The 20,022-nt window shown below is 30.8% G+C and carries 26 protein-coding genes and 4 pseudogenes; 21 read left to right on the plus strand and 9 right to left on the minus strand.

The window, feature by feature from the left end; all coding sequences use genetic code 11:
* The coding region (locus CD147_RS05610) for a YSIRK-type signal peptide-containing protein (RefSeq protein ID WP_142382043.1) at nt 1-310 on the minus strand (310 nt) is incomplete at its 3' end.
* Between the two features lie 165 nt (nt 311-475).
* On the opposite strand from CD147_RS05610, the gene CD147_RS12315 reads away from it, so the two are divergent.
* From CD147_RS12315 to CD147_RS05635, 6 genes and pseudogenes are all read left to right on the plus strand, one after another.
* A complete protein-coding gene (locus CD147_RS12315) occupies nt 476-580 on the plus strand; it encodes a hypothetical protein (RefSeq protein ID WP_233643203.1) in 105 nt (34 codons plus the stop codon).
* A gap of 55 nt (nt 581-635) precedes the next feature.
* On the plus strand, nt 636-704 hold the full coding sequence (locus CD147_RS12490; RefSeq protein WP_325167662.1) for a hypothetical protein: 69 nt from the start codon (nt 636-638) through the stop codon (nt 702-704).
* Nucleotides 705-910: 206 nt separating this feature from the next.
* Entirely contained in the window at nt 911-1,264 is a 354-nt protein-coding gene (locus CD147_RS12320) for a hypothetical protein (RefSeq protein WP_233643179.1), read from the plus strand.
* Between the two features lie 11 nt (nt 1,265-1,275).
* Nucleotides 1,276-2,424, plus strand: coding sequence for a hypothetical protein (locus tag CD147_RS05625; protein WP_233649272.1), 1,149 nt, complete (start codon nt 1,276-1,278; stop codon nt 2,422-2,424).
* A 170-nt stretch (nt 2,425-2,594) separates the two neighbouring features.
* Nucleotides 2,595-2,888 (plus strand): cassette chromosome ssDNA-binding protein, encoded by a 294-nt coding sequence (gene ssb / locus CD147_RS05630; protein WP_103166457.1) that lies wholly within the window; start codon nt 2,595-2,597, stop codon nt 2,886-2,888.
* A pseudogene (locus CD147_RS05635) lies at nt 2,888-3,139 on the plus strand (DUF927 domain-containing protein); the annotation flags it as partial. The gene ssb and the pseudogene CD147_RS05635, both read left to right, overlap by 1 nt.
* A gap of 88 nt (nt 3,140-3,227) precedes the next feature.
* Here CD147_RS05635 and CD147_RS05640 read toward each other — a convergent pair.
* The gene (locus CD147_RS05640; RefSeq protein ID WP_226861110.1) at nt 3,228-3,575 is read right to left on the minus strand and encodes a TetR/AcrR family transcriptional regulator; all 348 of its coding nucleotides are present in this window, start codon (nt 3,573-3,575) and stop codon (nt 3,228-3,230) included.
* A 200-nt stretch (nt 3,576-3,775) separates the two neighbouring features.
* Here CD147_RS05640 and CD147_RS11980 point away from each other — a divergent pair.
* Nucleotides 3,776-3,907 (plus strand): annotated as a pseudogene (locus tag CD147_RS11980) (ATP-binding cassette domain-containing protein); the annotation flags it as partial.
* Nucleotides 3,908-4,133: 226 nt separating this feature from the next.
* On the opposite strand, the gene CD147_RS05645 reads toward CD147_RS11980, so the two are convergent.
* Both CD147_RS05645 and CD147_RS05650 read right to left on the minus strand, forming a co-directional pair.
* Nucleotides 4,134-4,706: a TetR/AcrR family transcriptional regulator gene (locus CD147_RS05645; RefSeq protein WP_174694335.1), complete on the minus strand. Its 573-nt coding sequence runs from the start codon at nt 4,704-4,706 to the stop codon at nt 4,134-4,136.
* A 30-nt stretch (nt 4,707-4,736) separates the two neighbouring features.
* Nucleotides 4,737-5,522 (minus strand): arylamine N-acetyltransferase, encoded by a 786-nt coding sequence (locus CD147_RS05650; RefSeq protein ID WP_053016936.1) that lies wholly within the window; start codon nt 5,520-5,522, stop codon nt 4,737-4,739.
* Between the two features lie 136 nt (nt 5,523-5,658).
* Here CD147_RS05650 and CD147_RS05655 point away from each other — a divergent pair, with 136 nt between their 5' ends.
* The 3 genes from CD147_RS05655 (at nt 5,659) to CD147_RS05665 (ending at nt 8,492) form a co-directional block, all read left to right on the plus strand.
* Nucleotides 5,659-7,068 (plus strand): DHA2 family efflux MFS transporter permease subunit, encoded by a 1,410-nt coding sequence (locus tag CD147_RS05655; protein WP_053041768.1) that lies wholly within the window; start codon nt 5,659-5,661, stop codon nt 7,066-7,068.
* 32 nt (nt 7,069-7,100) lie between these two features.
* Nucleotides 7,101-7,472 carry a DoxX family protein gene (locus CD147_RS05660; protein WP_023374382.1) on the plus strand — a complete coding sequence of 124 codons (372 nt, stop codon included), beginning with the start codon at nt 7,101-7,103 and terminating at the stop codon, nt 7,470-7,472.
* A 66-nt stretch (nt 7,473-7,538) separates the two neighbouring features.
* Nucleotides 7,539-8,492 (plus strand): amidohydrolase family protein, encoded by a 954-nt coding sequence (locus CD147_RS05665; protein ID WP_103166458.1) that lies wholly within the window; start codon nt 7,539-7,541, stop codon nt 8,490-8,492.
* A gap of 360 nt (nt 8,493-8,852) precedes the next feature.
* On the opposite strand, the gene CD147_RS12325 is transcribed toward CD147_RS05665, so the two are convergent.
* The 3 genes from CD147_RS12325 to CD147_RS12335 form a co-directional block, all read right to left on the minus strand.
* Nucleotides 8,853-9,047 carry a hypothetical protein gene (locus CD147_RS12325; RefSeq protein ID WP_240621108.1) on the minus strand — a complete coding sequence of 65 codons (195 nt, stop codon included), beginning with the start codon at nt 9,045-9,047 and terminating at the stop codon, nt 8,853-8,855.
* 122 nt (nt 9,048-9,169) lie between these two features.
* Nucleotides 9,170-9,370: a zinc-binding dehydrogenase gene (locus CD147_RS12330; RefSeq protein ID WP_107366725.1), complete on the minus strand. Its 201-nt coding sequence runs from the start codon at nt 9,368-9,370 to the stop codon at nt 9,170-9,172.
* Between the two features lie 195 nt (nt 9,371-9,565).
* Nucleotides 9,566-9,841 (minus strand): alcohol dehydrogenase catalytic domain-containing protein, encoded by a 276-nt coding sequence (locus CD147_RS12335; RefSeq protein WP_107366724.1) that lies wholly within the window; start codon nt 9,839-9,841, stop codon nt 9,566-9,568.
* Nucleotides 9,842-10,142: 301 nt separating this feature from the next.
* Here CD147_RS12335 and CD147_RS05675 point away from each other — a divergent pair.
* The 11 genes and pseudogenes from CD147_RS05675 (at nt 10,143) to CD147_RS12080 (ending at nt 18,155) form a co-directional block, all read left to right on the plus strand.
* A pseudogene (locus tag CD147_RS05675) lies at nt 10,143-11,459 on the plus strand (ISL3 family transposase).
* A 344-nt stretch (nt 11,460-11,803) separates the two neighbouring features.
* Nucleotides 11,804-12,376 (plus strand): TetR/AcrR family transcriptional regulator, encoded by a 573-nt coding sequence (locus CD147_RS05680; protein ID WP_076690068.1) that lies wholly within the window; start codon nt 11,804-11,806, stop codon nt 12,374-12,376.
* Between the two features lie 19 nt (nt 12,377-12,395).
* The gene (locus CD147_RS05685; RefSeq protein WP_053041769.1) at nt 12,396-12,965 is read left to right on the plus strand and encodes an isochorismatase family protein; all 570 of its coding nucleotides are present in this window, start codon (nt 12,396-12,398) and stop codon (nt 12,963-12,965) included.
* A gap of 129 nt (nt 12,966-13,094) precedes the next feature.
* Nucleotides 13,095-13,433, plus strand: a pseudogene (locus CD147_RS12445) (MFS transporter); the annotation flags it as partial.
* Between the two features lie 30 nt (nt 13,434-13,463).
* Nucleotides 13,464-13,775, plus strand: a complete 312-nt coding sequence (locus tag CD147_RS05695) for a DUF960 family protein (protein WP_103166512.1) — start codon at nt 13,464-13,466, stop codon at nt 13,773-13,775.
* Nucleotides 13,776-13,788: 13 nt separating this feature from the next.
* Nucleotides 13,789-14,295: a DUF1643 domain-containing protein gene (locus tag CD147_RS05700; protein WP_031797623.1), complete on the plus strand. Its 507-nt coding sequence runs from the start codon at nt 13,789-13,791 to the stop codon at nt 14,293-14,295.
* A 14-nt stretch (nt 14,296-14,309) separates the two neighbouring features.
* Nucleotides 14,310-14,537 carry a hypothetical protein gene (locus CD147_RS05705; RefSeq protein WP_103166459.1) on the plus strand — a complete coding sequence of 76 codons (228 nt, stop codon included), beginning with the start codon at nt 14,310-14,312 and terminating at the stop codon, nt 14,535-14,537.
* A gap of 86 nt (nt 14,538-14,623) precedes the next feature.
* The gene (locus CD147_RS05710) at nt 14,624-14,962 is read left to right on the plus strand and encodes a hypothetical protein (RefSeq protein WP_103166460.1); all 339 of its coding nucleotides are present in this window, start codon (nt 14,624-14,626) and stop codon (nt 14,960-14,962) included.
* Between the two features lie 23 nt (nt 14,963-14,985).
* Entirely contained in the window at nt 14,986-16,881 is a 1,896-nt protein-coding gene (locus tag CD147_RS05715) for an Eco57I restriction-modification methylase domain-containing protein (RefSeq protein ID WP_103166461.1), read from the plus strand.
* Nucleotides 16,882-17,213: 332 nt separating this feature from the next.
* Entirely contained in the window at nt 17,214-17,825 is a 612-nt protein-coding gene (locus CD147_RS05720) for a hypothetical protein (protein WP_103166462.1), read from the plus strand.
* Between the two features lie 153 nt (nt 17,826-17,978).
* Nucleotides 17,979-18,155, plus strand: a complete 177-nt coding sequence (locus tag CD147_RS12080; protein ID WP_157946216.1) for a hypothetical protein — start codon at nt 17,979-17,981, stop codon at nt 18,153-18,155.
* 122 nt (nt 18,156-18,277) lie between these two features.
* Here CD147_RS12080 and rlmH read toward each other — a convergent pair whose 3' ends face one another.
* On the minus strand, nt 18,278-18,757 hold the full coding sequence (gene rlmH / locus CD147_RS05725) for a 23S rRNA (pseudouridine(1915)-N(3))-methyltransferase RlmH (protein ID WP_103166463.1): 480 nt from the start codon (nt 18,755-18,757) through the stop codon (nt 18,278-18,280).
* A gap of 403 nt (nt 18,758-19,160) precedes the next feature.
* On the minus strand, nt 19,161-19,961 hold the full coding sequence (locus CD147_RS05730) for an MBL fold metallo-hydrolase (RefSeq protein ID WP_103166464.1): 801 nt from the start codon (nt 19,959-19,961) through the stop codon (nt 19,161-19,163).
* Nucleotides 19,962-20,022: the final 61 nt, after the last annotated feature.

The following is a 20,022-nucleotide window of genomic DNA, read 5'->3' on the forward strand; positions in this document are numbered from 1 at the left end:
TTGTCTCTTCAGTACTTGGTTGCTCTTCTTTTGTTGTCTCTTCAGTACTTGGTTGCTCTTCTTTTGTTGTCTCTTCAGTACTTGGTGTTTTTTCTAATTCAAACGACTGTGAAGAATTTTCTTTAACAGAACTTTCATTATCAAAACTTTCTTGACCTATAGTATTCGATATTTCATCTGCTTTTGCTTCATTTCCAATACCAAATACTAATGTAGCACCAATTAATAGTGAAGCTGTTCCAACTGTGAATTTACGAATTGAATATTTATTTAACCTATTTGGCAAAAAATCATACTTTTTTCCTTTCATTTACATTCCTCCTAATAATTGGAATTTAAAATTATTTAATGTAAGTATATAATATTAGTAAGATGAGTCAATACAATTTTGCCCAACAGAATTAATGTTTACTTATAATTTACAAAAATAAAAAACGACTTAAACTTCAAGCAACTATATAAAGTTCATCAATATATTGAAGAAAACAATTCCGAAAATTTTATTACATATAAGCAAGTAGAACCTGTTGATTTCAAATATTTGAATGTAAAGCATAAAGTAACTATATATATCAAATGAACCAAGTATAAATTAGTATAGTGAATATACTGATAACAAATTATTAGATTTTTTCATTATTGATATATTAAACAAACTCTACCTTCCAAGTTTGAATAAAGAATCAATTGTAGAATATCCATAAGCTAGTATCTCTATAATTCTTTAAAACTTGATGTAACTCACCGAAAGACTCTAATGACCTTTTCATAGGACCTCTCCAATGGGAACGTTTGTTTTCTATTTATATTGTATATCTTATAGAGAAAAATTAGTAAATATTATTGAAATATCTTAAAAATAAAACTAGCATTATGTTTATACATTTAATTATTGAAAGTGAGTAGTACTATGTTTAAAAATAAATGGAAAATAGAAATGTGGTTTCGGAATTTCAGTTATTTTATACATAAAATTGATTCAGACTTTATATTAGAAGAATACTTAGAGGATTATTTTCCTAAAGAATACCGACCAAATTTTATATGTGGAAAAGCCCAACCTAGCGAAACTATATATGTAAGCTATTTTATAAATCAGGATGAACAAACTGTGGAGCAACACACTGTGAAATGTAGTGAAGAGGGTATATTTATCGATAAAATTCCTAGTGGCTTTACTAAAGATACTTTGACGTATTCTATTGATAGTCAAAGTATGGTGGACATAAATGAACTTCAAATGAAATCATTGACCAAGGTGTAGATGCTTTAGAAGTGTTAGAATCAACAATTCTAGATACATATTTCATCGAGTTCTTAGCCACAATCAATAAAACAACATATTTTGCTAAAAAGATAGCTAACAATACTATAAAACAGATTCAAGAAAATATTAATTTAAAAAAAGCTAAACATAAAATAGATTACGAAAAAACTGTAGACAACGTATCTTCTTGGAATACATTTAAAAATTTGAAAGATATAATAATAGAAATCCATCAAGATTTATCTAGAGAAAATTTTGACGATGTAGTTACAAGTAATTTTTTAACAAAATATCTCATTTACAAAGAGAAACAAGACTCCTATGTTAAGAAAAACATCTCAAACATAAATAAATCTAAATACTTTAAACAACTAGTAACAGATGGTTTAATTAAAGAACGAACAAGTAATTCTCAATACTTTGAAATTACTAATAGTATTAAACCTTCAACTCATAAAAAAGATAGTTTAAATCAATCTGACGAGCTAGATCAATTCAGACAAGCTATTATCGGTATTTCTCTCAACTTATATGATCAAAATGATACGTATTTTAAATTTATCCGTAGTATTCTGACAAATAAGTCACGTAAAGTTAATTTAACAATAGATAGCCTGATTGAGTCTCAAAATAATATAAATGAATTTATGAAAAAACAAAACTTAATTAATAATAACGAATTATATTATTTAACGACCATTGAAGATACATTCCACTTTGCATTATTTATTGCTATTTCCGATTTAATCGATGAATTAGTTACACTAGTAATTAATATCATTCAAAAATCAACTCAATATGATATATTAGTTGCTCTGCATAGTATTACTAATTTAAAGAATGATCTAATTGTATTAAACTACAAACATGAACAAAAATTAACTCAGTTTGAGAGTCTTATTAATGGCTATGCAAGAAATACTAATTTGAAAGCTTTGATTCATGACAAAATTAAAAATGATGTAAAAATGACAGAAAAAGTAGAAGACTCTTTACTCACTGAGCTTAAAAAATATAACATTAGCAACTTTTATAAAAGAGAAAATTTTAATAATAATCCTAATGACTTTCTCGATAAACTAATGATTCAAATAATTAGTAAGTTTTACAAGACACGTTTAGACAGTATTAAAGAAGGACCAAATTTATATTATTAATTCAATAAATATACCCAACGATTCTTAAATCGTTGGGCTTTTTATTTATTAAACGTTATAGAATCAATGTCCTAAAATTCTCTTTCGAAATCTCAAACCTCTATTTTTCTTTGAGAGTAAAATAAAGTCCATATCACGTAAGTGATAATTTTAGGAGGTAGATAATAGTTATGAAAAGAAATAAAAGTAAATCACAGGAGAAGCTTTATAATTTTGTAATTGCCAAAGCTTTTCAACAATCAGTTGGAAGCATGTTCACTTATAGTGAATTAAGAAAAAAATATAGTATGGTTTGTAGCACGAATGATCAATGTGAAGTAGGACGTCGTTTTGCTTACTGGATTAAGTGCACACCAGGATTACCATTTGATACTGTAGGTACGAAAAACGGCAGTTTGTTATATCAAAAAATAGGTCCACATCCACGTAATCATAGCAACCCTTCGAAAAGAGGCGTTCGCTAATGACTCAAACTAACCCTTCATTTAATCCTTTACCACGATACAAATCAAAAAAAGGTTGGTATGAAGACAAGCCTCCCAAAGAAAAAGGAGGAATGCCTACTGAAGTTGAAATCGCAGGTCCTATCGTTATCAAAAATAAGTTTATTGACCCTAAAACTAACACTGAAAAAGTAATTATTACAGACGAGGATCAAAAAGTAATTGTTGAATCTAGTGATATTTTAACAACACAAAAACTGCCCTCTTTAATGAATTCAACGAAAGTGTTTTTATATTATTCCCATTATTTGGGGGTCAGTGTCATATAATTAAAAATTATTTTTCCTTATTTGTAAGTGCCTAAGTATTCATAATAGGCACTAAACGAACTTCAATGTTTTGTTGTAAATTCTTTTTCATGGCTTGGTGGACAATATAAACGCCATTATCTCTTAACAATAAAAGTAGTAATTCTCCTTCATTAATCCAAGAGTTTAACGCGTGTTCAAAGAATTGACGTCGTTCCTCAAATTGAATTTGTGTCAATTGACGCTTCCCTTTTTTCATCATGACTTTTTGATATTGAAATAAAAAGTCATCTTTATCTCTATAGTGTTGATAAAATGTTCCCCTACTAATGCCACTTTCATCACAAATATCTTTAATACTAATGTCATCATAAGATTTAACATTTAGTAGTGTAATCATACTTTTTTTCAATTTTGGTTAATATTTTATACACACGTTTATCCATGGTTTCTTCGTTCATTTGTGTCGCCCCCATAACATTATTGAACATTTATATCTCATGTGTCTGATTATTTCAATTGATGCATGCAATTGTCGAAAATTGATTTATATTGAATATACAGTAATTAAACAGAGTGTCAAATAAGGAGGTACACAGCATGATGCAGACGATTGCTTCACTTAAAGACGCAGTAAAATCCTATGATAAACATAAAGTTTTAGACCAAATCAGTCTAGACATTAACGAAGGCGAACTTTTGGGACTAATAGGACCTAGTGGTTCAGGTAAGATGTTCTTATTCTTCTTATCTTTATTATTTTATTTATCATTTTAAATATCATCGGACTTAAGCGTTATCGCAAAGTTTAACAATCTATCATATGACTTATAAAAATTGTAGCCTGGGACATAAATTAATATCTCAGGCTACAATAAATTTTAAGGGGCTATTTAATGAACTAGTGTTTATTTACATTTGCTCCTTTCTTAATTCTGTCCAACTTTCAAGCTATTATCTATCCTATAAATATATCTAATAGTCTACTTAAAAATTGGTCTTTTGTCAGTTGTTGATCGTGTTTGGCAAAGTAATAGAAATCTGATGAAAATGAGTTTAGCATCAAATTAATCTTAAACTCTAAATCTTGGGTCTGTTGTTGACTAGTGAACTGGTCTTTAATCAAATCTTTCAGTTGTTCATAAAATGGAATATTAATCATTGACTGATGTTGAGAATTTGATTTCTCAATAAAGTTTAGGACATTAAAATTTGCCTCTTTTAAATCTAAATAAATAGATAAAATACCATATATTTTATCTCTCACAGTCGCATCTTGATGCTGATGTAGGAACGTATCCATTTCATCAAACATATCATGAACCTTTTCATCCATCATCGCTTGGCATAGTAACGATTTACTTTCAAAGTGACGATATAAAGTGCCTACACCCACACCCGCTTTCTTCGCGATTTCCGCCATATTCATCTCACTAATATCTTCACCCTGTGCTAATAGTTGAGTCGTTGTCTGTAAGATGATTGCTTTATTATGCGTTGCATCACTACGTTTTTTCCGTTGATTGATCATCTTATCCCCTTCCAAATGATGTGCTCTCTTTTATGGTTCTAGTCTATTAATTTTAACATCTAAATTGAATTCTTCTTTTAAAAATTGACGATAATTTTCACTTGTCATATCATATTTTTCTTTATCTCGTTGTTTCGTTAACGTTAAATTATTTTGAGACATTGTCGCACGACCATATGATTTAGGCATTGTAACTAGAAGACGTTTAACGAATGTAGAGTTAGGATTAATTTGATTGTATTCAATATTGTAATCAAAATCATGAATGTCTCTAGGTTCTAATTCCGCTTCGTATTCTGTATCCCACTCATTATCTTTCCATTTTTGAATGTAGAATAAGTGATCGTCTACATAAATCGCACGATATTCGCCGTTAATATCTTCAATGATAGCATCACTATCTTGATCAATAATTGGCATAGCACTGATTGGCAAGTCACCATAACCTACATCTGCGACATAATTGACACCATCAATCGGCACGATTAATGACATATGAGATCCTTTAAGACTACGTCCACCACCCGGTGTATGAATAGTTGCAGATACCATATTCGCTGTAAAGCCTTTTGCTTCTAAGTACGCTTTGAAGAAGTGATTCATTTCATAACAGAAACCACCTCGTTGATGATTAACGATTTTTTCATAAATATCGTCTACTTCTACTGATATTCTTACACCATTTTGAACATCGATATTTTCAAAAGGTACTGTTAACATATATCGTTTTAAATAATAATTTAATGCTTCTAAGCTTGGTTCATTATATTTATTTGAATCTATATTTAAATAATTTTCAAGATCTTCAATATTCATTACTAAGTATCTCCTTTTTCCTTTTTTCGTTTTTTAACACTATCTATATTATATTGAATTCATAAATTTGACAAACGGAACACATTCCGAATAAAATAAGTGATAGTTGATTCCATTTGAGAAAAGAGGTGAACTTATGACTCAGACACAACCAACACATTTAAATATAAAACAACGTAATTTAATGATAGCGGGCATGATGATTGGTGCTTTTATCGGCGTCTTAAACCAAACGTTACTTACGACGATATTGCCAGAGATTATGAAGGACTTTGCGATATCTAGTAGTACAGCACAGTGGTTAACGACCATCTTTATGTTAGTGAACGGTATTATGATTCCTGTCACAGCCTACTTAATAGAGAAGTTTTCATTACGTACATTATTCTTTACGGCTGCGACCTGTTTAATACTTGGTTCTTTAATGTGTATGTTAGGGGTTACATTCCCATTATTATTAGTTGGGCGTAGTATTCAAGCGTTAGGTGCAGGTATTTTAATGCCACTGTCTCAAACACTATTATTCATTATTTTTCCTGTTGAAAAGCGTGGTATGGCAATGGGAATCTTTGGACTTGTCATCGGCTTTGCACCTGCGATTGGTCCTACAGCAGCAGGTTGGTTCATCCATCTATTCGATTGGCGCTATCTATTTTTAGTCGTGCTCTTAATTAGTGTGGTTGACGCTATTTTCGGTTTCTTATATTTGAAAAATATTACCGAGACACAACAACCTTCGTTAGATATCTTGTCAGTCATCATGTCTACGTTAGGATTTGGTGGTTTACTTTATGGCTTTAGTTCAGCCGGTAATCTTGGTTGGTCGCATCCATCCGTTTACATGACGATTATCATTTCCATCATTATACTTGCGTTATTTATATGTCGTCAGTTGAAACTATCTTCACCGTTACTCGAATTTAGAGTATTTAAATACCGTAGTTTCACCATTTCGATGACTTTAATTGTATTAATGTTTGTACTCTTTATCGGTAATTTGACTATTTTACCTATTTACATGCAAACCATGATGCATTGGTCACCTTTAGAATCTGGTCTCATCTTATTACCCGGTGGACTCGTCATGGGCTTGTTGTCGCCTGTTACTGGTAGATTATATGACCGTGTTGGCGGCCGAAGTTTAAGTATCACTGGCATGTTATTAATTATGATAGGTGCCTTATTCATGGCACAGTTCAATCCACAGACATCCGCATGGTATGTCATTGTGACATTCTCCATCTTGATGTTAGGTAATTCCATGATTATGACACCAATGACTACACAAGCATTAAACGCTTTACCTGTATCATTGATTGCACATGGAACGGCAATGAATAATACAATTCGCCAAATTTCAGCAGCTATTGGTACGGGTATACTTGTAACACTGATGACTGGTTTCGGTCACCTTTCACCATTACACGGTGCAGCCGGCCTTATCCATGGTCTAGATATGACATTTTATATCGTTGCCTTTGTAGCACTGATAGGTGCATTCATTGCACTCTTCTCAGAAAAAAGACAATCAAATACAACTCACTAATCTTTAATATTATTTAATAGGAGGTGTTAAGCATGTTACTAAGACATGTTATTAACGCATATGTAGGAAAAGAAATTTTTAAAAGTAGTTTACCAAAAGTAAAAAATGACGATGCTATGGCACAACAATTTAAAGAAGGATTCGGATTATCACGTCGTTCAATGCGATTAGCAGGATTATTCGAATTTGTAGGTTCTATCTTTTTATTTAGTTCAATTTTAGGCAAACTTGGCCAAAAATTAGTCGTTGTGGGCACTCTAATGATTAACATAGTGATGGGTACAGCAATCTACAATCACTATAAAGCAGGACATGGTCACCAAGGTGCCAAAGCCGCTTCTAAATTCTTTATGTTAAATGTTCTTAGCTTAATCGAAGTTTTAAGTTTAAATCGTCGTCAATAAAAGATTATATTTTTTTAAACTGGATAAATATTTAATATAGTCATTTAATTAAAGGAGGACAATCATATGTCAAATGCAAAAGCGATTGATACACATGCACATTTATGGAGCGAAGACTATTTAGAGAAATTAGGCAAATTAGGTAGTCAAGGTACAGAGGTTGCTAAAGGAATTAATCAATCTGCCTCTAAAGAAGATCTAGACAAGCGCTTTAAAATGATGGACGATGCTGGCGTTGATATGCAAATCATCTCTGCCACACCACAATCACCACAATGGGGTACAAAAGAAGAAGCACATCAAAGTGCACAAGAGATTAACTATTTATATGAATCATTGATTCAACAATATCCAGACCGTTTCTTAGCATATGGTGCAGTATCTCTTCCATATGTCGATCAAGCTATTAAAGAAGCGCAAGAACTACTTAAAAAAGATGCCTTTGTAGGTATTGCGATTCCAACTATTGTGAAAGATAAAGTGTCAGTTGCCGACAAACAATTCGAACCTTTCTTCGAAGCTATGAACGAATTAAATGCAACACTTTATATTCATCCAACTGGTTGTGGTGCCCAAAGTCCACTCGTGAACGACTATCAATTAGAATGGGTGATTGGCGCACCATTAGAATCTACATTCATTACGTTACAATTAATTAAAAACGAGATTCCACAAAAATATCCAAATATCAAATTCCATATTTCACATTTAGGTGGTGCTTTACCATTCTTCATGACTCGTATTAAAGACAATTACGAAGACTGGAACGCCTTTAACATTGATCCATATGAAGTATTAAATCGTCAATTTTGGTATGATACTGCTAATTTCCATGAACCTTCTTTAATCAATACCATTGATACATTCGGTAAGGATAAGCTCATGATGGGGTCAGACTTCCCTTACTTCCAAGATGAGAAATATACACGTGGTGTAGACTATATTAAAAACAGTGATATTGATCCAGACACAATTGACGGTATTTTAAGAGGTAATGCAATTCAGCTCTTTAATATTTAATATTATATTTCTACTACTACTTATTCATGTTAGCAATTTATAAGAAATGAAATTATTATTTGAGCTGTGTTAATTGTAGTTATGAGATTAAAAATGCTTGTTTTAATCTTATATACTTGATTAACAATAAAGGCTGTTGAAAAGACATATAGAACATAAACAATCTTTAAATTCCATGTAAATTAACTACGAAAATATACGAAAGTAAGTTCATATAAAGTTGGGCTCATAAGAGGTAAAGATATATATAAGAGCAGAACGGATAACTAGTAATTAGCTATCTGTTCTGCTCTTTTTTGTAATCTTTAAACGCTTTTTATTTAGAAATCACATATAAAATTGAGAATCTAAGTATTGAATTTAAAAAGTTGGAATTACTTTGGATATAGATATTAATAATACCGGTTTAATAAGTTTTCCAGAATTTGAATCTAAAATTGCTTGGTTAATATATTCGAAGTCATAAAATTTAACTAATTTATTAAAATCAAATTGTCCTTGCTTATATAATTCAATTAATTGAGATATTTCAAATTGAGCAATCGCATCACTCATCAATACACCTTAATGGACTTATTTTGGAGTACTAAATCTGTAAAGCTATTCATTTCTAATTTATTTTATGTTACAGCTATAGAGGCCATTACTCCTTGCGTACCAAGAACATCTATAGCAGACTACATAACAGTTGAAACTCCTATTTTGTCAACAGAAAAACTCACCCCTTTGCCATTAGTTATTTTATTTACTTCTTCAATTAAATCTTCATTAGAAATATTAATCACATGCGTGGCACCTAATTCCTTTGCAGTACTTAATCTGCGACCATGAATCTCTACAGCAATAACTTTTGTACAGCCTTGTGCTTTTGCTAACATTAATGCTGCTGAACTTACCGCACCAGTACCAAATACAACTATACTATCTCCAACTTTAGGTTTTAAGCCATTTACAATTGTTCAAGCTCCAGTTAAGAATCCACATCCTAAAGGGGCAACTAATCTTAAATCAATATCATTATCTATTTTAACTAAGTTTCTATAATTTGTAATTGTATGTGTAGAAAAAGAGCTTTACGTAAAGAAATTAGATACTGCTGTTCCATCTTGCTTTTTGAATGTGTATGATCCGTCTATTCTAGCCCCACTCATATTTAATGTAGTCCAATTTATACAAGAAGAAGGATTCTCTGAATTGCAGTTTTCACATTCTCCCCAAGTATTGTAAGCCATTAAAACTTGATCTCCAACTTTAAAATTTGTAGCTTGCTCACCTACCTTTTCGATAATTCCTGCTCCTTCATGTCCTAATAGTGCTGGAAAAGAAAATTCTGCATCACCAATTCTCATTGCTTCGTCAGAGTGACAAATATATGAAACTACCACTTTAACAATAACTTACTCACTTTGTATATCTTGAAGTTCTAAATCTCCGAATTCATAATCCCCTTTAACTTTGTTAATAACTGCTGATTGTATTAACATAATATCATCGCTTTATCAATTAATATACATATTTTTAGGTTCTATACTTAATTGGACTGATGAAAATCAGTTCAATTTTTTTATGTCTTTAAGAATATAAAAATGGCGCAAATATCTCTATAATTGTAAGTGCCTTAAACCAACAATGAGGAGAGATATTGCGCCTATGACTGATTGTATATCAAAAATAATTGGAATTAAAGATAAAAATATTAAATTTGAAGACACATTAGATGAAAAAGTCTATAAAGGAATGACCTGTTTATTCTTTTACGGTGAACTATCCTATACACCTCCAAGGTGGGCATTATGTGGGTATAAAAATAAGGATTATTCAATCGTTAAAAATGGCAAGAAACAATCATGCATTACGCTTAATAAAATGAATGAAAGACCAGCTTATTTAGTATTAGCGAAGCAACGCTTTTATTGTAAATGTTGTGAGTCTCACTTTACTGCTAAAACAAATGTTGTTGATATGTACTGCTATATTGCTAACTCGACCAAGCTAGCGATTGTCGATAAAGCCACAGAAGTCCGTTCAGAGAAAGCTATCGCCCGTGATACATTTGTATCACCTACCACGGTCTCTAGATACATTGATATGATTGCGAATCAAATACATCAAACGCCTTAATCAATCCTCGCCCGAACACCTTATGATGGATGAATTTAAAAGAGTTAAAAATGTATCAGGGAGTATGAATTTTATTTACGCCGATGCGTTGACGCATCCTATTGTAGATATCGTAGAAGATCACCGTTTATTTTCGTTAAAACGATATTTTAATCGGTTTCCTTTAAAAGAACGTCAAAAAGTAAAAAACATTACGATTGATATATATCCACCTTATATAAATTTGATTCGTAATATGTTTCCTAATGCACATATTATTATTGATCGCTTCCATATTGTACAATCTATTCATCGTGCGCTTAATATGGCACGTGTCAGTGCCATGAATGACCTAAAAAACGCACATCGCCCAGATTACAATAAGTGTAAACGTTATTGGAAACTGGTCTTAAAACCTACGGAAAACTTAGAATCCTTTGAATATAAAAAAATGAGATTGTTTAAAGAATGGAAGACCGAAAAAGGTGTCGTCAAGCATATTTTAGCTTTAAACTCAACATTAGAACGTACTTACCACTATGTAAATCAACTACGCACCTGTATTAAAACGAATGACTTCTCGGCATTAGTGACAACTTTATCTATGATTGACTTATCACTGACTCATAAAAAATTTAAGCCAGTTGTAGGGACTTTACGCAAGTACACTGATTTCATCAAAAACACCCTCACTTATACTAATCTGACCAACGGTCCAATTGAAGGCATTAACAATAAAATTAAATTAATTAAACGGGTATCTTATGGTTATAGAAATTACAATCACCTGCGCAATCGCATAATTTTGTGTTCTAAACTTTACGCATATAGACCAAAAAAGAGATTAAGCAATGTTTCGTTGCTTAATCTCTATAATTGAGGCCATCAGTCCAATTTGACAGAGAGCCATATTTTATCGCTTTTGTAATCGTTTTCGTAATTTTACTTCTTACTAAAAGTATTGTATTAGAAGAAATGAATAAAGCTAGTAATTATAACTTAGCAAAAATTGATTTGTTTTAATAGATGATACTAATATCAAAGTAAATTAAAGAATAGTAATTGATTCACCCACTATCTTTAAAACCCACTTTTTTAAAAGTATATTAGAATAAATATTTTTTAGATTAAACGCTTGAAACGGAGACTCGTCTCACTTATAATGATTTATTAAATATGTATGAAACAAATAATTTGAAGGTGAGGTTTATATGTCAAAGCGAAGTGATGCTATTAAAAATGAAAAGCTTATTATAAAAACAGCTAATGAACTTTTCAATATGTATGGTGTAGATTCGATAAGTATGAAAAAAATAGCGGAAGCCGCTCAAATTGGTAAAGGAACATTATATCGTCACTTTTCCAATAAGTCCGATATTTGTTCTGCACTGTTGAGTCAAGAAATTGAACACATGTTTAATCAGATTGATTATAAAAAGAAAATTCAAACTGATCAGCAAGAATTACTTCGTTTTATATTTTTATCTCTTATTGAAATTATGGAGAAAAATGTAAGTTTAATTAAAGAAATTGAACGTTCAGACAAAAAAAATCGTGTACTTATGCAGACACCCTTCTATGTAAAACTTAAATCAGAAGTTATGTCATGTATAACAAAAATGGATATTGTCAATGATCCTGATTTTCATGCTGATATTTTACTGAATTCTTTTTCAGCAGATGTATTTGAGTATCAACATTATGTTAAAAAGATTCCCTCCAAACAATTTGTAGATCGTATTTTGAAAATTTTTGTTCGAGGTATTCAGTCCTCAAAACTTTGATAACGAAAGGAAAATAAAAATGGATTTCAAGAATACAGCTTTAGTTTTAGTTGACTTACAAAAAGGTATTGCGAATACTGTTGAAACAGCTCCGCATAGTGTCTCAACAGTATTAAATAATGCTGCAAAAATGGTGGAATTATTTAGAAAGAATGAAGGTTTTATAGCATTTATTAGGGTTGATTTTATTGACGGTAAAGATGCTCTAAAGCCTAATGCGATGAAATCCTTGCCAGGAGGTAGTCCGAATCCTGATCTTGCTGAAATAGTTGATGAACTTGGGGTAAAATCAACGGATTATGTTGTAAGTAAACGAGGATTTAGTGGCTTTTTTGGCACAGACTTAGATTTACAACTACGACGTCGAGGTATTCAAAATATCGTCATTGGTGGCATTTCTACACATATGGGTGTTGATACTACTGCGCGTGATGCTTATCAAAATGCATATAATCAATATTTTGTTTCTGACATGATGTCTGCACCTGAAGCATCATTACATCAATTTTCAATTGAACAAACATTTCCATTTATGGGACAAGTTGTTACAACAGAAGATATGATTAAAATTTTAGACTCTAAAAAGTAGTAATCTTTAAAAGAACACGAAAGTCTTTATTTTGACTTTCGTGTTCTTTTATTGACAAATTCTTAAAATAGAACCAGAAAGGAAATTTATAATGAAGAAAAAAATATATCCCCTTTATTTATTCTAATTATGGCTGGTCTGGCTGCGTTTGGTCCACTATCAATTGATATGTATCTACCAGCATTGCCTGAAGTTAAATCTATGCTAAATACAAGTACTGCTCAAGTTCAAATGACACTTACATTTTTTATGATTGGCCTGGCTTTTGGTAATATTACTATTGGAACACTATCTGATACGTTTGGTCGAAAAAATCCTTTAATATTTAGTTTAATTGTTTATATTTTATCTTCAATCGTTATTGCAATTGCACCGAATATTACAATCGTTCTTATATTTCGTTTCATACAAGGATTTGCTGGTGGAGCTGGTATCGTCTTATCAAGAGCTATTGCCACAGATTTATATAAAAAGAGTCAGAACGAAAGGAAGTCTCTTATGAATAGATATATCACCCGGGATATCGCCAACAACTTACCTAATATCTTACAACACCAATTATGGCAACTCGTATCTGAGCGAGAACAAGAACAAACCAAAGATAATACCTTAGTAGATTATTTTCATATATTCCAGTTCAATACACATCGCAATCAATTATATATCAAACACAAACAAGAACGACCAGCGTATGTGAAAACTCAAAAGGCAATTATCAATCAACCTATCAATATCAATAAGGTCTACATTATCCGTGAAGATGATGTAGACCTTTCTTATTACATTATGTTATTACCAAATGAATATTAAGGAGATAAAATCAATGGAAAATATCACAAATACACTTGTCACTACTGCAATATTTGACGAAAAGAGAACTCACCGCTACTTACTAACAAAGACATGGGACAGTGAAAAACAAACACTTACAATCATCACGATGTATCCGCACTATGATGGCATTATCAATATTGACCTAACAACCCAACTCATTATGAACAAAGTTTCAGAAATGGATGCATTTGGGTCCATCTATTTTGTGAATCTATACTCTAATATTACAACACCTATCAATCTCAAACATTTAGAAGAAAATGCTTATGATAATCATACAAATATTCAAATTATGAAAGCAGTGAAAGAATCAGATGAAGTGATATTAGCATGGGGTGCTTACGCTAAAAAGCCCGTTGTTGAAGCACGTGTTAATGAAGTATTAGAAATGTTGAAACCACATAAGAAGAAAGTGAAACAACTCATGAACCCAGCAACCAATGAAATCATGCACCCCCTTAATCCGAAAGCACGTCAAAAATGGACGTTGAAATAAAAGGAGGATTATCTATGAACCATGACACTACACAGTCAGACTGGCAAACAGTTGCTAACTGTTTAGCTTCACAAAATTATATATCGATTGTAAAAGGGTTAGTACACCATTTCACAGCAATCGAAGATGAAGAAATACTTGATAAAATCTACGAAGATTTTATGAATGATGACTCTATTACAACAATATTTAATGATGATTTTCAAACAATTATTAATAGATACTTAAATAGAATGAATTGATGTATCAAAAAGACAATCTATTCCCTTAATCATAACACTTAAAATCCTAAATTCATGATAAAATATTAGTATTAGGAGGAATTGATATGTCTATCGAAAGTATTTATCATACCATTACTAAAACTGAAGACTACTCTTTAGAATTAGAAAAAACAAAAAACAACTTATTTAAAAAAATTCAAAATAACATGAATGAATCAACTATTTCATCCATTTTTGAATCTGAAATATATACTTTAATTGAAAATAATTTTCATATAGATGATTTTCATTTTGATAAAGAATTTACTAGTAAAGATTTCAACCAAGAATTTTCAGGAAGAATTGATATGAAACATAATGGACTATTAGTAGAATACAAAAAACCTAGTGCATTAAAAACTTCTAATCAACAAGTAAGTGCTCAACAACAATTAATCAGCTAAAAGATACTCATGATATAACTACTATGATTATTACTGATGGTAAAAAAATAGGTAAAATTGGTTATGTAAACGAAAAATACAATACATTACCTTTTAAAAATATAACTACTAATGATATAGATGAAATAGTTAAAGCATTAATATTCTCAAAATCTAAAAAATTAAACTCTCAAAATATTACTACTGACTTTGGTTTACGACCTCATAGTATTACTATGAAATTAACTAATAAATTATTTCACTCCCTTTATAATCAAGAATTAGATACAAAAACTTTAATGTTATTTAAAGAATGGCAAGTATTATTTCATCTTTCTGAAACAGATATGGGGAAGAATCAAGATATCATAAAAAGAAGAAGCGAGTTATCTAATTTATTCGAAGTAAATATCAACGATGCTCGAAGTGAATATTTAGCTCTCTTTTCCCTTCAAACAACTTATGCAATAATAATAAAACTTATTGCTTGTAAATTGCTTAATAAAAGATTAACCAATTCTGAAAATATCAAGTATTTTAATGATTTGACAGTTGTAACAAGTGATGAATTAAAAGAATTTCTTGAAAAAATTGAAGATGGGTACAGTTTTTCTGATAATGGAATTTACAATCTGTTAGAAGGCGATTTTTTTAGCTGGTATCATTTAGATTCACATTGGGATTATGAATTATACACTTTATTTAATAATTTAATATCAAAAATTGAAGAATATACTACTTTTACGTTTTTACATGAACATACTTCAATAGATGTTTTTAAAGAATTGTATATTGAAATAATGCCTAAATCTATCAGACATTCTTTAGGTGAATATTTTACTCCAGCTTGGTTAGCTGATAATGTGGTTCAAGAATCGATTAATAGAATCGACTCAAAAAATTGGAAAGCTATTGATCCAACATGTGGTAGTGGAATCTTTATAACTACACTAATAAATAAAGTCTTTGATCAATATGATCTTAGTGAAATGAACTCTAAAGAGAAAGAAAATTTATTAAAAGAAATATATAATAGAGTTAAAGGAATTGATATAAATCCTCTAAATGTGCTTACTTCTCGTGTGAGTTATATGCTAGCAATTTCACCACTTATAGATGAGGAAACTACTTTTGAAATTCCAGTTTACTTAGGCGATTCAGCCATAATTCCTACTACCGAAAAAATTGAAAATACTGAATGCTACGTTAACACTATTGAAACAATAGAAGGTAACTTAAATGCTATATTTCCAGTAGATTTTGTTGAGTCCTCTGAATTTACTCCAACATTAATTACTGCACAAAAACTTTTAAATATAGGAATATTGGACGAAGTAATAAGTTATTTACTTGAAAAAATATCTAAATATACAGCTATTAATGTTACTTTAGAGAATAAAATACAAGACTTATGTAATAAAATCGCTGAATTATCGAGTAAACAATGGGATGGAATTTGGCTAAGAATTATTTCAAACTTTTTAAAAGCAGGTTCTCTTAAAGATTTAAACATTGTTGTAGGTAATCCACCATGGGTAAAATGGGAATACCTTCCCCAAAATTATGCAGAAAAAATTAAATCTGTTTCCCTGGAGAGACATCTATTTAGTGGTCAAACCTATATGGGAGCAATTAGTTTAAATATTTGTGCTTTAATTGCTCATGTAAATGCAAGCTATAGACCCAATGAAGATGGAATTTTAGCCTTTCTAATGCCAAAAACGATGATGACTCAAGATTCGTATGAAGGTTTTAGAAACTTTATTTTAGATATAGAAACAAATAAAAGATTTTATCTACAATATGCAGAAGATTGGGAAAAATCTGGTCATCCTTTTATAACTATGAAAGACGCATTTCTTTCTTATTATTTCAAAAAAGATTACATTGATTATACTAAAGGGGTTCCCCTTACTAATGTAATTAAAAAAGAGGAATAAAAATTGAAAAGATAAACTCAAAATCTTCTTTTTCAGATGTAAAAGAGTATTTTACGTTAAAAAATGGATATCTAGTTAAATTAGATGATAACAGAAGTGGATTCACATTTGTTAACAACTCAACACAAATTCAAAATTTATCTAAAGTTATTGGTGATAATAACTATAAAGCTAGAAGCGGGGTAGAATTCACTCCAAAAGAAGTATATATACTAGACTTTCTCAAAAATTCAAAAAACGATGATCAAGCTATTTTCACTAATATTACCTCTGACAAAACGACACATAAAGTTAATCATGTTGGTGACTTGAATGTAGAGACTAAATATATTATGCCACTAATTACAGGTCCAACAATCGAACGATTTTCTTTAGAAAATAGAAATCAATACTGCATTTATCCTTACAACATGAATGAAAAGCAGAGTGTATCAATTAACGAACTATTAAATTTATCTCCTAAGCTTGCTAAATATTTGCTAAATCAGAAATCTGTTATTGAAAAACAATCTGAAAGAAGTAAATTTATTGCAAAAGGAGAAAATTTTTATTCATTATCTAAAATAGGCCAATATACTTATGCTCCTTTTAAAGTTGTATTTCGTGATAATAGTAAGTGGCGCGCAGCTTTGGCTAATCCTGTAACTACATTATGGGGAGAAACTAAGATGAGTATTCCTGCAAAACACGCACCGTATATCTCTCAAGATAAAAATGGAAGAGATATTACTGAAGATGAAAGTTTCTACATCTGTGGTATATTAAATACTCCTGTAATAGAGGAATATATGATAAACACTTATAGTAAAAGAAGTTTCTCTATAAACTTAAATATAAAGTTACCGCTTTATGATTCGACCAATCCAAATCATTCTGCAATAGTAAAAATGTTAAAAAAATATACTCATCTGAAGTCAAAATCGAAGAAGCATTACCTGTTTTAAATGATTTATATTTAAAAATATGTGATGAAAATAATTAATTTTAATATATAAAAGAGTCCGGGACATAAAGTTTAGGATAAATAAATAAAGACAATTTCTAATGAAATAATATAAGCAGACCTTAAGGTCTGCTTTTTTTAGGAGGTATTCGTCATGAATCAAACTGAACTATTAACTTATAAAATGACTGTATATAAAGTAAAAAAATTCATTAAAGATATGAAAAAATATGAAAACCTAAGAAATAATGATTACTTGTATCACACATTAAATGAATTGTTAATACTATTAGAAATAGCAGTTATCAATTTAGAAAGTAAAAAATCATAAGCTTAATACTAAAAAACCGTATCACTTATGATAGGCTTCACAAAAACATAACAGCAATTCTCACAAACCTCATACGTTTTGATACGTTCAAATTACCTCTAGAAAGGCGCTAAAAAACCGCATCATTTATGATAAGCTTCGCCTCTCATGATTTTAAAAGCGCGATAGACTTGTTCTATTAAGACGACGCGCATCATTTGGTGTGGGAAGGTCATTTTGCTAAATGAGAGTGCGTAGTTGCTGCGTTTTAAGACGTCGTGGTGTAGGCCGTTGGATCCTCCTATAATAAATACGAAGTCGCTTTGACCTTGTGTCATGCGTTGTTGTAGTTCTTTGGCTAAGCCTTCTGATGACAACATTTTGCCTTGTATTTCTAAAGTAATAACTGTTGCCTGTGGTTTGATTTTCGCAAGTAAGCGTTGACCTTCTTTTTCTTTCACTTGTTCTATTTCTTTGTCACTCATATTTTCTGGTGCTTTTTCATCAGGTACTTCTATAATTTCAATTTTAGAGTAAGGTCCTAGTCTTTTTTCATATTCTGACATTGCCTGTTTCCAATATTTTTCTTTTAATTTACCTACTGCTAAGATTGTTATCTTCATATGGCCCTCCAAGTTGTTAATAGTTATCCTACTTATCCACAAGCTATCAACTTGTTAACAGAATTCCCTCTAATTATAATAGGAGTGTATATAAATTCTGGCTAAAAATTAAGAAATAATACTAAAAATAAGTTGTCCACCTGTAAATATGTGGATAAGTCTGTGAATAATGTGAGTATTTCTGTGTGTATTATACACAACCGTGGATAACTTTAGCTAATTTTGGGGATAACTTCGGTACCGTCTTAAATATTTATTCATCTTTTTTACTCAAAACTATGTTTAAGACGTTCCACTTTGAATATTCATGTATAGTTCAAATTATTAGATAATTAAATTAACACATAAAAAACGACCTACTCTAATTTTCGAAATTATAAGTAGGTCGAACGTCTAATTATGATTATAATGTATAAATTGGCGTGGCTTGTGCTTTGTCTGTATCACATAATAATACTTCTTTTTCCGTATCAATATCGTGTTCATTTAGCACTTGTCCCACGCTCATGCGGGCTAATTCTTTCATATTGTTATCTTGAGATAAGTGTGATAAATAAATACGTTTAGTATTGCCTGTAATCACATCTGTCATCGCAAGCCCAGCGTCTTCGTTTGATACGTGGCCCATATCGCTTAAAATACGTTGTTTTGTCTTCCAAGGATAACGGCACATGCGTAACATATCCACATCATGATTACTCTCAAATACAAAGGCATCACTACCTTGAATCATGCCTTTCATACGATCTGACACATAACCTGTATCCGTAATCATCGTAAATTTCTTATAGTTATTATGGAAGATATAAAACTGAGGGTCAATTGCGTCATGTGACACATTAAATGACTCTATATCAAATCCTGCAATAGAATGCGTATCGTACGGATTAAATATAAATTTTTGGTCCATAGGAATTTTACCATCTTTTTTATCGATGGCTTTCCACGTATTCTCATTCGCATAAACAGGTAGTTTATACTTACGTGCGAGAACGCCTAATCCTTTAATGTGATCTATATGTTCATGAGTGACTAATATCCCGTTCAAATCTTCTATATTTCTATCAATTTGGCTAAATAGTTCTTCCATCTTTTTGCCAGTGAGTCCAACATCTACTAATAGACTGCCTTTGTCACTTTCAACATACGTGGCATTTCCTGTACTACCACTCGCCAGAACACTCATACGTATCAAGTGGCTCATCCTTTCTATTTCCGACAACTTACACTATATTTTAGAGTGCCTTCAGTCTAATCCGTCTATT

The organism is Staphylococcus devriesei (assembly GCF_002902625.1).
In the GTDB taxonomy this organism is placed as follows: domain Bacteria; phylum Bacillota; class Bacilli; order Staphylococcales; family Staphylococcaceae; genus Staphylococcus; species Staphylococcus devriesei.

What these genes read in the sequence shown, in the direction of transcription:
- CD147_RS05705 (WP_103166459.1), top strand. Translation starts at nt 14,310, where the DNA reads ATGAACCATGACACTACACAGTCAGACTGGCAAACAGTTGCTAACTGT.
- ssb (WP_103166457.1), top strand. Translation starts at nt 2,595, where the DNA reads ATGAAAAGAAATAAAAGTAAATCACAGGAGAAGCTTTATAATTTTGTA.
- CD147_RS05645 (WP_174694335.1), bottom strand. Translation starts at nt 4,706, where the DNA reads ATGATCAATCAACGGAAAAAACGTAGTGATGCAACGCATAATAAAGCA.
- CD147_RS05685 (WP_053041769.1), top strand. Translation starts at nt 12,396, where the DNA reads ATGGATTTCAAGAATACAGCTTTAGTTTTAGTTGACTTACAAAAAGGT.
- CD147_RS12320 (WP_233643179.1), top strand. Translation starts at nt 911, where the DNA reads ATGTTTAAAAATAAATGGAAAATAGAAATGTGGTTTCGGAATTTCAGT.
- CD147_RS05695 (WP_103166512.1), top strand. Translation starts at nt 13,464, where the DNA reads ATGAATAGATATATCACCCGGGATATCGCCAACAACTTACCTAATATC.
- CD147_RS05700 (WP_031797623.1), top strand. Translation starts at nt 13,789, where the DNA reads ATGGAAAATATCACAAATACACTTGTCACTACTGCAATATTTGACGAA.
- CD147_RS12330 (WP_107366725.1), bottom strand. Translation starts at nt 9,370, where the DNA reads ATGTTAGCAAAAGCACAAGGCTGTACAAAAGTTATTGCTGTAGAGATT.
- CD147_RS12080 (WP_157946216.1), top strand. Translation starts at nt 17,979, where the DNA reads ATGAATCAAACTGAACTATTAACTTATAAAATGACTGTATATAAAGTA.
- rlmH (WP_103166463.1), bottom strand. Translation starts at nt 18,757, where the DNA reads ATGAAGATAACAATCTTAGCAGTAGGTAAATTAAAAGAAAAATATTGG.
- CD147_RS05720 (WP_103166462.1), top strand. Translation starts at nt 17,214, where the DNA reads ATGCCACTAATTACAGGTCCAACAATCGAACGATTTTCTTTAGAAAAT.
- CD147_RS05655 (WP_053041768.1), top strand. Translation starts at nt 5,659, where the DNA reads ATGACTCAGACACAACCAACACATTTAAATATAAAACAACGTAATTTA.
- CD147_RS05665 (WP_103166458.1), top strand. Translation starts at nt 7,539, where the DNA reads ATGTCAAATGCAAAAGCGATTGATACACATGCACATTTATGGAGCGAA.
- CD147_RS05680 (WP_076690068.1), top strand. Translation starts at nt 11,804, where the DNA reads ATGTCAAAGCGAAGTGATGCTATTAAAAATGAAAAGCTTATTATAAAA.
- CD147_RS12335 (WP_107366724.1), bottom strand. Translation starts at nt 9,841, where the DNA reads ATGAGAATTGGTGATGCAGAATTTTCTTTTCCAGCACTATTAGGACAT.
- CD147_RS05650 (WP_053016936.1), bottom strand. Translation starts at nt 5,522, where the DNA reads ATGAATATTGAAGATCTTGAAAATTATTTAAATATAGATTCAAATAAA.
- CD147_RS05730 (WP_103166464.1), bottom strand. Translation starts at nt 19,961, where the DNA reads ATGAGCCACTTGATACGTATGAGTGTTCTGGCGAGTGGTAGTACAGGA.
- CD147_RS05660 (WP_023374382.1), top strand. Translation starts at nt 7,101, where the DNA reads ATGTTACTAAGACATGTTATTAACGCATATGTAGGAAAAGAAATTTTT.
- CD147_RS05640 (WP_226861110.1), bottom strand. Translation starts at nt 3,575, where the DNA reads ATGATTACACTACTAAATGTTAAATCTTATGATGACATTAGTATTAAA.
- CD147_RS05715 (WP_103166461.1), top strand. Translation starts at nt 14,986, where the DNA reads ATGATTATTACTGATGGTAAAAAAATAGGTAAAATTGGTTATGTAAAC.
- CD147_RS12325 (WP_240621108.1), bottom strand. Translation starts at nt 9,047, where the DNA reads ATGAGTGATGCGATTGCTCAATTTGAAATATCTCAATTAATTGAATTA.
- CD147_RS05710 (WP_103166460.1), top strand. Translation starts at nt 14,624, where the DNA reads ATGTCTATCGAAAGTATTTATCATACCATTACTAAAACTGAAGACTAC.